This is a genomic window from Coraliomargarita parva (genome assembly GCF_027257905.1).
Lineage (GTDB): Bacteria > Verrucomicrobiota > Verrucomicrobiia > Opitutales > Coraliomargaritaceae > Coraliomargarita_A > Coraliomargarita_A parva.
Genome location: NZ_JAPZEI010000015.1, coordinates 26,437 through 40,100, shown reverse-complemented (window position 1 = coordinate 40,100; position 13,664 = coordinate 26,437). Strand labels below are relative to the sequence as shown.

The 13,664-nt window shown below is 56.4% G+C and carries 15 protein-coding genes; 5 read left to right on the top strand and 10 right to left on the bottom strand.

Annotated features, from left to right (window positions below; all coding sequences use genetic code 11):
• Nucleotides 1-18 precede the first annotated feature (18 nt).
• The 4 genes from O2597_RS17755 to O2597_RS17740 all read right to left on the bottom strand — a co-directional run bounded on the left by O2597_RS17755 (nucleotide 19) and on the right by O2597_RS17740 (nucleotide 4,681).
• Nucleotides 19-1,059, bottom strand: coding sequence for a glycosyltransferase family 2 protein (locus O2597_RS17755; protein ID WP_269526996.1), 1,041 nt, complete (start codon nucleotides 1,057-1,059; stop codon nucleotides 19-21).
• Between the two features lie 222 nt (nucleotides 1,060-1,281).
• Nucleotides 1,282-2,466, bottom strand: coding sequence for a glycosyltransferase (locus O2597_RS17750; RefSeq protein ID WP_269526994.1), 1,185 nt, complete (start codon nucleotides 2,464-2,466; stop codon nucleotides 1,282-1,284).
• Nucleotides 2,463-3,530: a glycosyltransferase family 4 protein gene (locus O2597_RS17745; protein ID WP_269526992.1), complete on the bottom strand. Its 1,068-nt coding sequence runs from the start codon at nucleotides 3,528-3,530 to the stop codon at nucleotides 2,463-2,465. The genes O2597_RS17750 and O2597_RS17745 overlap by 4 nt, the downstream gene beginning before the upstream one ends.
• A 14-nt stretch (nucleotides 3,531-3,544) precedes the next feature.
• Complete coding sequence (locus tag O2597_RS17740) at nucleotides 3,545-4,681, bottom strand: glycosyltransferase (protein ID WP_269526990.1); 1,137 nt, start codon at nucleotides 4,679-4,681, stop codon at nucleotides 3,545-3,547.
• A gap of 453 nt (nucleotides 4,682-5,134) precedes the next feature.
• Between O2597_RS17740 and O2597_RS17735 the strand changes: the two genes are divergently transcribed.
• Together O2597_RS17735 and O2597_RS17730 are read left to right on the top strand one after the other, a co-directional pair.
• Nucleotides 5,135-5,422, top strand: coding sequence for an AbrB/MazE/SpoVT family DNA-binding domain-containing protein (locus O2597_RS17735; RefSeq protein ID WP_425603765.1), 288 nt, complete (start codon nucleotides 5,135-5,137; stop codon nucleotides 5,420-5,422).
• A complete protein-coding gene (locus tag O2597_RS17730) occupies nucleotides 5,419-5,844 on the top strand; it encodes a type II toxin-antitoxin system VapC family toxin (protein WP_269526986.1) in 426 nt (141 codons plus the stop codon). The genes O2597_RS17735 and O2597_RS17730 overlap by 4 nt, the downstream gene beginning before the upstream one ends.
• A 493-nt stretch (nucleotides 5,845-6,337) precedes the next feature.
• Here the strand turns inward: O2597_RS17730 and O2597_RS17725 are convergent, their stop codons facing one another.
• The 6 genes from O2597_RS17725 to O2597_RS17700 all read right to left on the bottom strand — a co-directional run bounded on the left by O2597_RS17725 (nucleotide 6,338) and on the right by O2597_RS17700 (nucleotide 10,784).
• Nucleotides 6,338-6,628 carry a type II toxin-antitoxin system RelE/ParE family toxin gene (locus O2597_RS17725; protein ID WP_269526984.1) on the bottom strand — a complete coding sequence of 97 codons (291 nt, stop codon included), beginning with the start codon at nucleotides 6,626-6,628 and terminating at the stop codon, nucleotides 6,338-6,340.
• Nucleotides 6,628-6,840: an addiction module protein gene (locus O2597_RS17720; RefSeq protein ID WP_269526982.1), complete on the bottom strand. Its 213-nt coding sequence runs from the start codon at nucleotides 6,838-6,840 to the stop codon at nucleotides 6,628-6,630. Before O2597_RS17720 ends, O2597_RS17725 begins: the two co-directional genes overlap by 1 nt.
• Before the next feature lie 854 nt (nucleotides 6,841-7,694).
• Entirely contained in the window at nucleotides 7,695-7,823 is a 129-nt protein-coding gene (locus tag O2597_RS17715; protein WP_269526981.1) for a hypothetical protein, read from the bottom strand.
• 51 nt (nucleotides 7,824-7,874) lie between these two features.
• Nucleotides 7,875-9,473 (bottom strand): O-antigen ligase family protein, encoded by a 1,599-nt coding sequence (locus tag O2597_RS17710; protein WP_269526980.1) that lies wholly within the window; start codon nucleotides 9,471-9,473, stop codon nucleotides 7,875-7,877.
• 857 nt (nucleotides 9,474-10,330) lie between these two features.
• Nucleotides 10,331-10,528 carry a hypothetical protein gene (locus tag O2597_RS17705; RefSeq protein WP_269526979.1) on the bottom strand — a complete coding sequence of 66 codons (198 nt, stop codon included), beginning with the start codon at nucleotides 10,526-10,528 and terminating at the stop codon, nucleotides 10,331-10,333.
• 43 nt (nucleotides 10,529-10,571) lie between these two features.
• Nucleotides 10,572-10,784, bottom strand: a complete 213-nt coding sequence (locus O2597_RS17700) for a hypothetical protein (RefSeq protein WP_269526977.1) — start codon at nucleotides 10,782-10,784, stop codon at nucleotides 10,572-10,574.
• Nucleotides 10,785-11,533: 749 nt separating this feature from the next.
• Between O2597_RS17700 and rfbB the strand changes: the two genes are divergently transcribed.
• The 3 genes from rfbB (at nucleotide 11,534) to O2597_RS17685 (ending at nucleotide 13,497) form a co-directional block, all read left to right on the top strand.
• On the top strand, nucleotides 11,534-12,718 hold the full coding sequence (gene rfbB / locus O2597_RS17695) for a dTDP-glucose 4,6-dehydratase (protein WP_269526975.1): 1,185 nt from the start codon (nucleotides 11,534-11,536) through the stop codon (nucleotides 12,716-12,718).
• A gap of 147 nt (nucleotides 12,719-12,865) precedes the next feature.
• A complete protein-coding gene (locus O2597_RS17690; RefSeq protein ID WP_269526973.1) occupies nucleotides 12,866-13,114 on the top strand; it encodes a type II toxin-antitoxin system Phd/YefM family antitoxin in 249 nt (82 codons plus the stop codon).
• Entirely contained in the window at nucleotides 13,111-13,497 is a 387-nt protein-coding gene (locus tag O2597_RS17685; RefSeq protein WP_269526971.1) for a type II toxin-antitoxin system VapC family toxin, read from the top strand. Before O2597_RS17690 ends, O2597_RS17685 begins: the two co-directional genes overlap by 4 nt.
• Nucleotides 13,498-13,664: the final 167 nt, after the last annotated feature.

Here is a 13,664-nt window from a genome sequence, read left to right as displayed (position 1 = left end):
CACACCAGCGGCATCCGATCAATCATTCGCCATACGTCGATCCCCCCAAGCCTCCAACATCCGACACACAGATGATGCCCGAAAAAGCCCGAGTAAAGTCACTACCAAAGTGACGATAAAATAGTTCAATTTCAGCTGTTTTATCTCGGCTTCTATTTGTTGCAGAAGCCCCCAATTCGAACGAGCCCCGCATTGCACTGCTAGAAAAATCATTCGTCGGGTCAGACGGTACTTCAAATGGGGCCCCAACCGCTTGATTGCCCGAGCAAGCAGCGAAATTTCACGATACGCACACCAAATACTTCTCAATTTGTCCTCAGTAAGCGCACCCGCCCCCATCGCCCCAACGGCATGCTGACTAAAGATGGCACGAACCGTGGGGTCATACTCACGAGTAAACCCAAGTAACTCCAAACGGGCTCCATATTCCCAATCTTGAAAATTAACTAAGTCTTCACGCCATGGGCCCAAAGCTTCAATCGTCGCCCTTCGAAACAGTGGGCACATTGTCTGCCATATAAAATCCGTAACATCTCTAGCTGTTCCCGTCCCCAGTGAACCGAAGTAATGCTCCAGCAAAGCACCAGAATGATCAACAAATTGCGCCCGGCAATAAGTATAATCCGAGAAACTTTCGCGAAGTATCGCCACCCCTGCCGATATCTTACTTGGTAGCAAGCAATCATCCGAATCCAAAAATTGGATATAAGCACCCCGAGAACACAAGACCCCAAGATTTCTCGCGGCAGCCGCACCACAATGCTCTTGTTTCCGGAAAGTAAGACTTAGCCCATGATCCGACTTAAGAGACTCAGTTACAACAGCTACATGCACTTCAATCTCATCAATAGAACCATCATCAACAATAATGATTTCGATAGGCCTGTAAACTTGATCGCGAACAGACTGTATCGCCCGCACTAGCAGTTCTGAGCGGTTGTAAGCTGGAATGATCACGCTGACCAAATCCGGAACTCCTGAAGATAGATCCCAGGCACCATGACAAGTGGCAGGAACAAGATTAGAATCCCTATAAATACCTACTAATTTAGCATCCACAGATGGAATTTAATAAAATTCTGAGTTTCAATCGATGACGACCACCATGATTTAGACTTGATAAAGTAGATTTCATCGGTCGACTTTACCAGCTAGTCGCGGCGACACTTTCAAGCAACAAGGTCAGTTACCGCGCCCGCCCCTTCACTCTACAAAGCGCTGGCTTGGATATTTAATGAATTAGGTAAAAGATAGCCGCACAGAAATCGAACGAAGCGCGGACTACAGTTCAAACAAATGACCGGACTCCTTTCGATATACATCTACCCAAGTTTCAGCATATACTCGACAACACTTGGCACGTGCAGACACATCACGCTCTGTTGTTTGTTGTACTGCCTCAAGGCATTGCAACCAAGTGTTTAAATCATTTAACTTGAGATCCCACCCCACACCATCCCGCTGCAAATTACGCCAGGGAGTTTGATCCGAAATCAGCACAGGGATTCCCGCCTGCATAGACTCCAGCACGGTATAACTGAAGTTCTCCGTCAAAGATGGCATAAGCAAGGCGTCGTAGGAGGCTTTGCCCGTGGATGGCGACGGACCAAGTCGGTCCATAAGCTCATCGTAACTCAGGCCGGCAATGAAATTGACCTGAACGGTCCCGGGGAGGCCTTTGGCCAATTGTTGCAATTCAGGGTCTTCCTCCCCCAGATAAAAGAGATCATAGACTACCGGTATTTCTGGATGTCGCTGGGCGAAACGTCCGAGCAAGTCACATGCAAAGGCCAGATTCTTTTCTCTGGAAAGACGGCCAAAGTAGACGAGGCGAAGCGGATTGTTCAACGAAGCACTCTCGTCACACTTGACTATGCACTCTTCACTCTGCGCCGCATACGGCGCAGACGCAGGAGTCATCGGCACGATACGGACTTGAGCTGAGCTGCCGAACAGCTGCCGAATTTGATCCGCCTCACGCTCCGAGGCAGCATGCCACACGACATCATGATACAGCCCGCGAGCCTTGGCATAAGTCAACCATGCTCGCTTACGTAAGCGGTGGTGCCGAAGAGACCCCGGACCGAAGTTGCCGTGCGGTGCCAACAAGATGGGGATTCTAGACAGCTGCACCTGCTTCCGGCGCAACTGAAGCACCATCCGGGTCAAGGGCGGCAATGCACCATGCAAATAGATCCAGTCCGGCTGAAGGGCTTCAACCGCCTCCAGAAAGGCTTTTTTGATTTTGTCATCCTGAGCGTAAAGAATGGACGCACCCTCCCGTTCGACCCACTGGCCCACCGGCAGATCAGGATAGGGTTGAGAGTCCAGATAATCATGGTTCCTCGTAAGGATGTTGAAACCATGCGCCGACGCTAACCACTGCACAAGGTTGGCGAGTGCCCGAACGGGCCCGCCGCCCTGGTTGCCCGGCAGAAACGATTCGATGCAGCAAAGGATTTTCATAAGGTCCGGAGCAAGTTGAGAAGTCGGATAGTTCCGACTTCGGCGGTCAACTGGCTGGCTAATTTCCTTAGATGCTCGCGTTCAATCTGTGAGGTAGCGCCCTTTTCAATTCGCTGCGCCAAGAGTGCCGACCAACTCGACACCTGCGCCGACAAATGATACTCGCTGGAAACGGCCGATGCCGCACCACAGCTTGGGGATACCAATATCGGACACCCGGTCAGCAAGGCTTCGTTGACCGCCATGCCCCAACCGTCCCAACGGCTGGGAAGGACCGCACAATCGGCCCGCCGATAGTAACCGGCTACCTCTTTGCTGGGCACGACACCGGACCATTGCAACCGAGACGAAATCCCAAGGTCATCCGCAAGCTTCTTCAACTCGGCACGTGCCGCACCATCGCCCACAATTACCAACTGCCACTCCAAGCGCGATGGCACTTGTGCCAAGGCCTTGAATAGACGGTCCAGTCCTTTTCGCCATATCAACTGTCCAACATAGAGGAAACGAAATGGCGTGACTCCCCGGAGTGCTTCCAGTGAACATCGCTGGGCTTCGATGTCCGCTTTCCTGACATCATAGTAGGCAAACTCACACACCTTGACCGAACTGGGAAGAATCCCTCGATAAAAGCGAGCCCCCAAGTCACCAATTGCCAAAACCGCATCCAAGTTTCCTGACAGTCGACGGGCATTGACTGCATACTTCAAGCGGCGCAGAAGGCCCTTGAATCCGATACACTCCGGCGCTTCCGCATACGCAAGACAGCGGCAGGGCGCATCCTTCGGAAGCCTTCTGTAGGCCGACCAAACATTTCGGTGGGTAAGGAAGCCGGTGAAGATATGCACATGATCCGCCGATGACTCGGGAACCTCATCCAGGCGGATCGGCTCGAGCTGAACTCCCTCAAAGCACCCTTCCCGCCAGCCTGTCGCACGACGTTCGACCGGCAATTCCGATTCAAACTTCAAGGTGACCGATGTAACCCAACCAGACTTTGCCAAGTCGACGAGAAAGCCTTCCTGATGAAAGCTGGGAATCGGCTGCCAGAAAACTAGATGCATACCTGACGAATTTCTTAACCGACGGCTTTACGGAATCCACATAAGACACGCTCGACAACAGATGCCCATGTGTATTGTGCCGCCTGCCGACGCCCCGCCTCTATATATAACCGACGATTCTCCGGTTCCAAGCATAGCCGGTGAAGACCGTCCTCGATCGAAGCCTCATCGGCCGGGTCGATCCAGCAGGCGGCATCGCCAAGCACCTCAGGGAGCGCAGTTGAGCGCGACGCCAGAATCGGCAATCCCGCTGCCATCGCTTCGACACCAATGATTCCGAAAGATTCGACTGCGGGCACATAGAGCAAGGCCGTGGCACGCCGCATCTCTTCCAACAACCGACGGCTGTCCAGAAATCCATGCCAGACGACATTAGACATGGCCTGCAAGCGGTGTTCCCAGGGCGCTTCGTGCCGGTCCCCCGCAATCCAGATCTTTGCCGTGGGATAGTGCTTTTCAAGATAACGGGCGACCTGCAAGAGCGCCGGTGCCCCGTCGAAAATATTTGCGCCACCAACCTGCAATAACCGCAACCGCTCCCGTCGGGCACGATCCGGAGTGACTTCGTCGGGCTGGAAAAAGAAATCCTCCGCCCCGTTGTAAACCGTATGAAGAAAGTTGGAGGCAAAACCAATACGCTTGACCATGCGATCTTTGAGGTAATCAGAGACCACAAAGCTGCATGCACAATGCCGACGACTAAGACGAAAGAAGTTAGCCTGTCTCAGGCGTTCCCAACGGTAAATCAGGCTACGATATACTTTATCGGGCAAAGACACTTCGAAACAGGGCATCCCATGGACCGTATTGATAAAGGGTACAGTCTTTAAAACGAGCAATAGCTCCATCGGCGAGTAGACCAGATCACGCCCCCGACACAACCGATTCAATGCTCCTGTTAAACCCACAGCTGCGCGAAGTCGGATCGCCCGCAGGCTCCAAGGCAAGGTCACCTTCGCTAGTTCCTCCCACTGGTTGGCTTTCGACTGATCTTCCCACAGGTGCATCTGATCTTTAGCCAGCAGCACTCGCAGGTTGACTTGCCCTGAGGCCCTCAATCCACGGATGACCTCAATCACATGCTTACCGACACCGGTATGCCGTGAAGGGATAGTCGATCGAAGATCCCAATAGATATCGATTTTAAGCAAATCTAGATCCTCAAATTTTACACGCTACCGCCATTGGTCCAACTGGGTAATTGGACGAAAAAAGATGAAACAAACTGGGATTAGAGCGCATTGCGCAGAGTGAGATATGCCCTCAAGTTTCGTTTTGTTCAAGAAAAAATGAACAAACTGAAGCGGACTCGAAGACGGAGGCTTCGAGGAGTGGGAAGGTACAGCCGTCTTCGCTGTAGCGACGCCGGTCTGAAGGTATGAAAGTAAGAAGGTTTGGAGCATTTCCGCGCTGCCGCGCTACGCCAGCGGCTCCGTTTTCAGTTGGGTTGGCCGAACGGTTTGGCCCTTTCGCCCCTTCGCCCTTCGACCATTCGGCAGGCTCATGGCAGGCCAGGCTCACGGCAGGCCAGGCTCAGGGCAGGCAAGATCTAAAGACATGCCTGATTGGCTGGATCGCGCACCGCCGGGTGTCGTCGGCTTGACATGATAAGCTTACATGATAGCTTGTTTCCTATGAACGGCCAAGTATGCACATTGACAGAGCGTGGGCAGGTTTCGATGCCGGCTGCATTACGGCGGCAGATGCATCTGAAGCCCGGGCAGCGTTTGCGCTGGGAGCCTGTTTCCGAGACGGAGGTGCGCGTTGTGGTCGAAGCGGCGGAACCCGATGCTCCGGATCCGATGGCAGCTTTGGGCTTCGGGGCGAGACATCGAAAAGGGGTGCCGAAGCGGACCGCTGACTGGATGGCAGAGCTTCGGGCGGGCGAATGAGTTGGGTCGTCGATACCTGTGTATTGATCGATATCCTGGAGGCGGACCCGGACTTCGGCCGCGCTTCGGCCTTATGTTTGCATAAACACCTGAATGCGGGGCTGCACATTGCGCCCGTCACCATGATCGAGCTCAGTCCGGCTTTTAAGGGCGATCTCTCCGCGCAAAAAGAGTTTTTGCGTCTGTGTGGGGTTCATTTCGACATGAATTGGGAGGAAGCCAACCTAATCCAGGCGCACCGTGCCTGGAACACTTATATCCAGAAGAAACGCTTGAAGGCTGTCGGGAAGCGTCCGGTTGCGGATATAATGATTGGTGCGTTTGCCTTGCGTTTTGATGGCTTGATTACCCGGAATCCTAAGGATTTTAAGCCATGGTTCCCGAAGCTTGAATTGGTCGTGCCCGGCACATCTTCGGCGTGAGGGTAGGGCCCTTCGCCCTTCGCCCTTCGCCCTTCGACCATTCGGCAGGCTCAGGGCAGGCCAGGCTCAGGGCAGGGCAAGCTCAGGGCAGGCCAGTTCATGGCAGGAAGAAACGAAGGTCCGGGTCGAAATCACGATCGCCTGCCAAGCCGTCCGGTCCGCCGTAGCCTTGCGCAGAGGCGGAAGCCTCGGCATATCATCGAGGATGACGGGTCGAAGCGATTCTCATCGCTTCGCTACAAACAACCCTAAGAAAACACGTCGTTGTCAGTACGTAGTCCCGCGAAGTCAGACGTAGCGGGATCCGTGTTTATCCGTGTGCATCCGTGGCGTTAAGCCCTGCGTAGCCTTCAGGCGTAGCGGGGTTCAAAACGAATGCGGTGTGCTCGTTTTCGTGCCTTCCGCGCTTTCCGTAGTTCAAAAAACGTCGTTACTCGTTTTCGTGTTTACGAGCGGGGACCAAAGTCAGGATATTGGTGGCAATGAGCTCCGCTTAACGGCGCTTGAATCCGAAGTCGACCCGGCGTTTCACATGCTTGACGACCATGATTTTCACATGGTCATCGAAAACGCGGTAAAGAATCGCATATGGAAAGCGTTTCAGATTAACCCGGCGAAATGGCGGTGTTTCAAAATGGCAGGTAAGCGGATTCGATTGAATCCGACGAAAGTGAGACTGCAACTCGTGCCAGAGGGCATCCGCCAGTTTGGGCGAAATGCTTTCGTAACGCTTGAGCGCTTGATTGACGTCGGATTGGACGTCTTGGTGGTACAACAACCGCATTATCCGCGACGGATGCCGACGTGGAATTCAGATTCGTCCAAGTAGCGTGCCGAGCCCTCTTCAACCGCCCGTTCCCGGCGTTTTGCCTCCGCCACCAGATCGCCATCAGTCCACCGATCCGTATCCAGACTGTCAATCAGCGCACTCGCGATCTCGGCTCGTTCGTTTTCGGGCAAGCCGAGAATAGAGTCCAGTATTTGCCGGGAAGTCATCGCTACAATAAATTGGGAAGTTTCGGACAAGTCAATCCGGCACCGTATCGTAGGAGAGATGCCTGAGTGACGAATTCCCCCATTGCTGTGTGGGGTTGCCTCCGAGGTCTCTGATCTCTGCGGCCTTTCGCCCTGCGAAGCCTCCGGCGTAGCGGGGTTAACAAAGGTGCGGCGTGGCGTGTCCCGCCTCCGTTCCTCTACGGCGTGGCGTGTCCCTCCTTCGTTCCTCTACGGCGTGGCGTGTCCCGCCTCCGTCCCTCTACGGCGTGGCGTGTCCCGCCTTCGCGGGGTTGTAAGAATCATGGGGCCTCGGCATGCCTCGGCGTCTTGCCTGCCCCGGCGTAACATCGAGAAGACGGGTGCCGGCGTCTTGAGCGGGCGTCTTGTGCGGGCGTAGAGCAACGTAGCCCCAAGAGCAGCGAAGCCCCAGTCAGCGAGGAGACGGGTCGAAGCGACTCTCATCGCTTCGCTACACACAAACCCTAAAATGAATGCGGTGTGCTCGTTTTCGTGTCTTCCGCGCTTTCCGTAGTTCAAAAAACGTCGTTACTCGTTTTCGTGTTTACGAGCGGGGACCACCCCACCGCTGCATCAACAGTGATCCTTGATGATTCAAAGGATTTACGTGAAGTCTCATACACTCCATTTCTTTTTCACAACCGCTCCCTTCTTCGCTCTTCGAGCTTCGCAGGGCAGGTCGCTAGAGAGCCCTGTCGGGCGAGGTTGGGGAGAGCAGCTACGGCAGTCCTCGGCCTGCCTCGGCGTATCATCGAGGAGACGGGTCGAAGCGATTCTCATCGCTTCGCTACACACAACCCTAAGAAAAATACGGCGCGGTAAGCCATTCGGGTTCATTAGCGTTGTAAGCATTCGTGCCCATCCGTGTGAATGGTCCGGTCTTCCGCAATGCGGAATCCGGCATGCCTCGGCGTATCGTAGAGGAGACGGGTCATGTCGTCGCGATGCTCCTCGGAACGTGGCATTAGCCCCGCGTAGCCTTTAGGCGTAGCGGGGTTTCAAAAGATGCGGCGTTGTCAGCTCCGTTCCGCGTCAAGCACACTGAGCCGGGCAACCAGCGCGATGCCGCCGAGAAAGGCGAACCAGTAGGCAGGGCTATTGAAGATGAAGTCGAGGCCCGCGTGGGCCACGGCGGCGACACAGCCAAGCGTCAAACAGAGTACGCTCAGTGGTGCATCACGGATCACCCGGACCCCTGCGCCCAATAGACTCAGAATCGTCAGTCCAACCAGACCGGTGCCGATCACCCCGTACTCCGCCACAAACTGAAGCAGGTCGTTGTGGGCGTAGCGGTAAGCTTTCCGACCCATCCACTGCTGCTTCTTTTTATGGAAATAGCGGTAATAAATCTCCGGATAGTTCCGCTGGTACATGGGGAAAACATAGCGAAAGGAACCCGCGCCCCAGCCCAGCCAGAGACGATCCTGCGCCATGTCCCAGGTGGCCTGGCTGGACAGCGCCCGCGCGTCGTCGCCGGCGTTCTCGATGGTTTCCGAGATATCACCGAAGCGCTTCTCGATCGCAGCCCAATCGATGGCCCGGTAGGCCAGCACCCCGCCGGCGCCCAATAGCGCCGCGAGGAGCAAGCCAATCGTCAAGAGCCGCCCCAGGCCGAAACCGGAACCGATGAACTGCAAGACGGCCAGCCCCAGAAAGGCAGTCGAGAGCAGGGCCGCAAAGAGGATGCCCCCGCGGGAGAGGGCCAGCCCAACCGAGACCGCCAGGATCCCGATGAAGCAGACACAGAGGAAGTGCGGTCCCCCGCTCTGCCCCTCCTCCCGGCTGCGCTTGGCCAGGTAGAAGTAGAGGCAGCCCGTCGTGACCAGCACCCAGTTCAAATAGGCGGCGCCCTGGTTGCGGTAAAAGAAACTGCCCCAGAACTGGGGATTGGACGACTCATAGGTCCAGAGCACCTCTTTCGCCTGGCTGACATGCTGGTAGATGGCGACCCCGGCCATGCCAACCCCGCTGAGCACGAAGACCCAGAGCACGAGGAGGACGGTCTTGCGCCGCCGCAGCCCGGCCCAGAATCCCCAGACCAGACTGATGGCGGCGAGGTGCATGTTGAAGACCCGCCAGGCATTCATCGGCTCGTAGTCCGACTGCACCGAAGTGGGCAGATGGACCCCGAAGGGCGGCTCGACCGCCTCGACCCACCAGCCCCGCTCGTCCCGCAGCTGCACGATGCCCGGATTGAGCGCCCCGATCAGCAGGTAGAGGAGGAAGGCCCCCCCGAACCAGAAAACCGGGGATTTGATCAGCCGCAGGATGTTCTTGAGGTTGGAGTGTTCGCCGTCTGCCCCGTTCCAGCGGATCCCGCTGGAACGGGAGTGGGAAAGTGGGAAAGTGGAAAAGTGGGAAGGTGTACCGTTCGTATCCAAACTGGGAGCTGGAGAACTGGAAACTTCAGAACTGCGGTGCCCCGGAACGGGAAAAACGGCGAGCAGGAGCGTGGCCACTCCTCCCACGAGCAGGACGTGGAGGGACCAGGCGATGACACCGCCGAAGCCCCAGGCGCTGAAGGCCAGGGTGGCCGCGCCGGTCAGGGCAACGGCCCACTCCCGCGGCGCGATCGGCGGCGGACCCACAGGGCGACGAATACGAGTACGAGGCATGATGGATGGCTAGCGATGCGGTCGCCTGTTGTCGAGGACGGAGGCGGCAGAGGACGGAGGCCTTTGGAGTAGGAAAGTACTAAAGTATGAAGGTGGGAAAGTTTAGACTGCAGTACAGGATCCTCACCCCAAAAAAGAGTACGGTTGTAAGCATTCCCAAAATAAACAGCGTTGTAAGCCATTCGTGCACATGGTCCGGTCTCCCACGCTGCGGGATCCGGCACGCCACGGCGTTGTAGGCCATGCCAGATCGATTCAACGAACCACCCCGTCTGCCGCTACGCGTCATCCACCCCGCCTTAACCAATGCGGGGAACTTGTGCACTGCCCCCCCCCCCCTAAATAATACGTCGCTGTAAACCATTCGGGTTCATTAGCGTTGTAAGCATCTCCAAAATACAACCGTCGTTGTAAGCATTCGTGCACATTCGTGTCCATTCGTGGTTCAAAAACACGGCGTTGTGAGCATTCCAAAAAATCAACCGTCGTGCACGATTCACGTAAATTAACGTCCATTAACGGTTCCAAATCAGCGTCGTTGTAAGCCATTCGTGCCCATCCGTGTGCATTAGTGGTTTCAAAAACACGGCGTTGTAAGCCGTTCACGTGTTCTTCAAGCGTCCGCAAGCGGACACGCCACGCCGTAGGAACGAAGGCGGGACACGCCACGCCGTAGGAACGAAGGCGGGACACGCCACGCCGTAGGAACGAAGGCGGGACACGCCACGCCGTAGGAACGAAGGCGGGACACGCCACGCCGTAGGAACGAAGGCGGGACACGCCACGCCGTAGGAACGAAGGTGGGACACGCCACGCCGTAGAGAAACGTAGGCGGGACACGCCACGAGCGCTTCGAATTACTCCAGAGCCAGAAAACGGAGTTCTTTGACAGCGTGGTCCATCTGCAGAGTCAACACATGCCGTCCCAGTGGATAGAGATAAAAAGGTGCTTCATTCTCCAATTGAAACACCTCTCCTTCGATTCGCGTCGGATCGGCGGTCAACTGCTCCAAAGCATTCAAGATACTACGACGCTCCTGTGACGTTAGATGCACCAGTCGCTCAATTGCCGCCTGATGCCCTACCCAATGATAGCGTTCAGAGGCCACCTTCGCTTAAAGCTTGATCAATTTGCTGGATCTCCTGACTGCTCAACACCTGACGTCCCTCGCGAACCGCTTGAGCCCGATCACGCATTTCCCGGTGATAGGATGGATCCTGAACGCGTTCCAACATTTTCAAATAAACACTGGCCTCGCTCCGCTCCTGCGGCGAGCAAGCCGACAAGGCCGCTTTTAATTCAGGCTTCATATCCGGATGATTTGTCGAAAATCCAGGATTTGTCAATCGACCTCTCTCTTGTGTACGGACCGCCTCGGCAGTATCAAAACGCTGAAACACTTACAACGCTGGTGATTTTGAACCCCGCTACGCCTGAAGGCTACGCAGGGCTAGGCGCCGTTAATGGACGTTAATTTACGTTAATGACTTACAACGATGCTTTTTTAGACCGCTCATTACCGCTTATTACCGCTTATCGTGCATACTGGTTTATGTTTGTGAGGGTTGTGTGTCCCGCAGCATCAAAACCATAAAATGGATGCGGGGTTGTAAGCATTCACGTCACGCCGTCTTGTGCGGGCGTAGAGCAACGTAGCCCCAAGAGCAACGTAGCCCCAAGGAACGAAGGCGGACGCGTACATTAGCGGTCATAAGCGGTCTACCTGCCCTGAGCCTGTCGAAGGGCCCGGCAGCGAAAATTCTCCATAAAAATCACGTCGCTGTAAGCCATTCGGGTTCATTAGCGTTGTAAGCATCTCCAATATACAACCGTCGTTGTAAGCACGTAGTCCCGCGAAGTATTACGAAGCGGGATTCGTGCCCATCCGTGTGCATTCGTGGTTTCAAAAATCACGTCGTTGTAAGCCATTCGTGCACATTCGTGTCCATTCGTGGTTCAAAACATGCAGCGTTGTAAGCCATTAACCGTCCTTCGCAGGCGGCTCAGCCGCCTGCTCGCTTGCCAAATGCGGCGGACTCATGACAATAGACGAATCTCCATGCGTATCCTGGTCACAGGCGGTTCCGGCTTTATCGGCTCACATTTCGTGCGTTACCTGCTCAAGGAGCGGGGCGACACGGTGCTGAATTTGGACAAGCTGAGCTATGCGGCCCAGCCGGAGGCGCTGGCCGACCTGGAAACGCATCCCCGGTATCGCTTCATCCAGTGGGAGCTCGGCGGTTCGAAGCCTGCCGGCAGTCTCTTACAGCTGCTGGAGGAATTCCAACCTGATGCGATTTGCCATCTCGCAGCCGAGAGCCATGTGGACCGCTCCATCGCCGGCCCGGCACCCTTTATTCAGAGCAATATCGTGGGGAGTTACGAGCTGCTCGAAGCCGCCCTCGCGTACTGGCAGCAATTGGGGGACCCTACTAATCCCTCCTCCGACCCCTCCACCCCTTCGACGGGTTCGACGAGCTCACCGCAGGCAGGCTCAGGGCAGGCCGCTTCTCGTATCCCGTATCCCGGATCCCGCATCCCGCATCTCAGGTCTCAGCTTTCAGCCCTCAGCCTTCCTGGCGGCACAGCCGCCAGCACCTTCCGCTTTCTTCAGGTCTCGACCGATGAAGTGTATGGCGCGCTGCAACCCGGGGAGCCCGCCTTCACCGAAGCGGACGCCTTCCGGCCGAATTCGCCCTACTCCGCCTCCAAGGCCGCGGCGGACCACTTGGCGCGCGCCTGGGCACAGACCTATGGACTCCCGGTACTGCGCACGCATTGCGGGAACAACTACGGTCCCGGGCAGCACCCGGAAAAACTGATCCCGCGGGTGATCGAATGCTGCCTGAACGGGACGCCGATCCCGGTTTACGGCAGCGGCGAACAGCTGCGGGAATGGATCCATGTGCGCGACCACGTCGAGGGACTCGATGCGGTGCTGCGTCAGGGACAGCCCGGGGAGAGCTACAACCTGGGCAGCGGCGAGGAATGCCGCAACCTCGACCTGATCCGCCGGATCTGCCGACTGGTGGACGAGTTCCGGCCCGGCAAAGCACCCTCCGAGGCCCTGATCCGGCATGTCGACGACCGTCCCGGCCACGATTTCCGCTACGCCCTGGACAGCCGCCACGCCCGGCAAAGCCTGAACTGGCAAGCCCGCATCCCCTTCGAAACCGGCCTCCGCGAAACCGTGGCAGCAGCGGTAGGCCTGCTGGAGGGCGGAGGGATGAAACCTGAGACCTGAGACCTGAGACCTGAGACCTGAGAAAAATAAAACTTCAGGTTTCAGCCCTCAAAAAGCCTTCAGGTTTCAAGTTTCAGCCCTCATCCTTCCTGGCGGCGCAGCCGCCAGACTTGACTTAGTTTAAATCCAAACTAGACTAAGTCATGTATGTTAAAGGTGAACATCCATGAAGCGAAGACCCAGCTATCACGGTATGCGAAGCGGGTGAAGGCGGGGGAAACCATCCTGCTGTGCGAACGCAATGTGCCCTTTGCCGAGCTGCGGCCCTTACGGCAAGCGGACAGCGGCGCGCGGGAGCGTCCACTGGGACTGGACGCCGGCAAAGTGACGCTGACCGAGGGCTGGGACAGCGCGGAAACGAATGCCGCGATCACGGACTTGTTTGACCGGGAATGAGAGCGCTCCTCGACACGCATGCGGCCTTGTACGCCTGGATTGCACCGGAACGGCTCTCTGATCGCGCGCAGCAAGTGATCCGCAATCCGGCGAACCAATTATATTTCAGCCAGGCATCGGTCTTTGAGATCACCTTGAAATACAAGTTGGGCAAACTGCCCCTTCCCGAGCCCCCCGAGCTTTACCTGCCTTCGCGTATCGAACGCTTCAGCCTGTCCTACCTGCCCTTGACCGATGCCGACATTTTCGGCATCACACAGCTGCCAGAATCGCACAAGGATCCTTTCGACTGGCTCCTCCTCGCCACCGCCCGCCGCTTGAAGGTCCCCATCATCAGCAAGGACCGCGCGTTTGCGGACTATCCGGTCAAACTGATCTGGTAAGCAGAGGCCGGAGGCCTCTGGAAGGCGGAAGGCGGAGACCTGAGACCTGACGGAGCGCGACAGCGCGTAGATGGTGAAATGCAAGCATTTCGCCCGTAGCATGGCGGAGGGAGACTGAGGCGGGTGCCCCCAGGGCGGCCGAAGGAGCAAATGCGGAGCATTTTGCC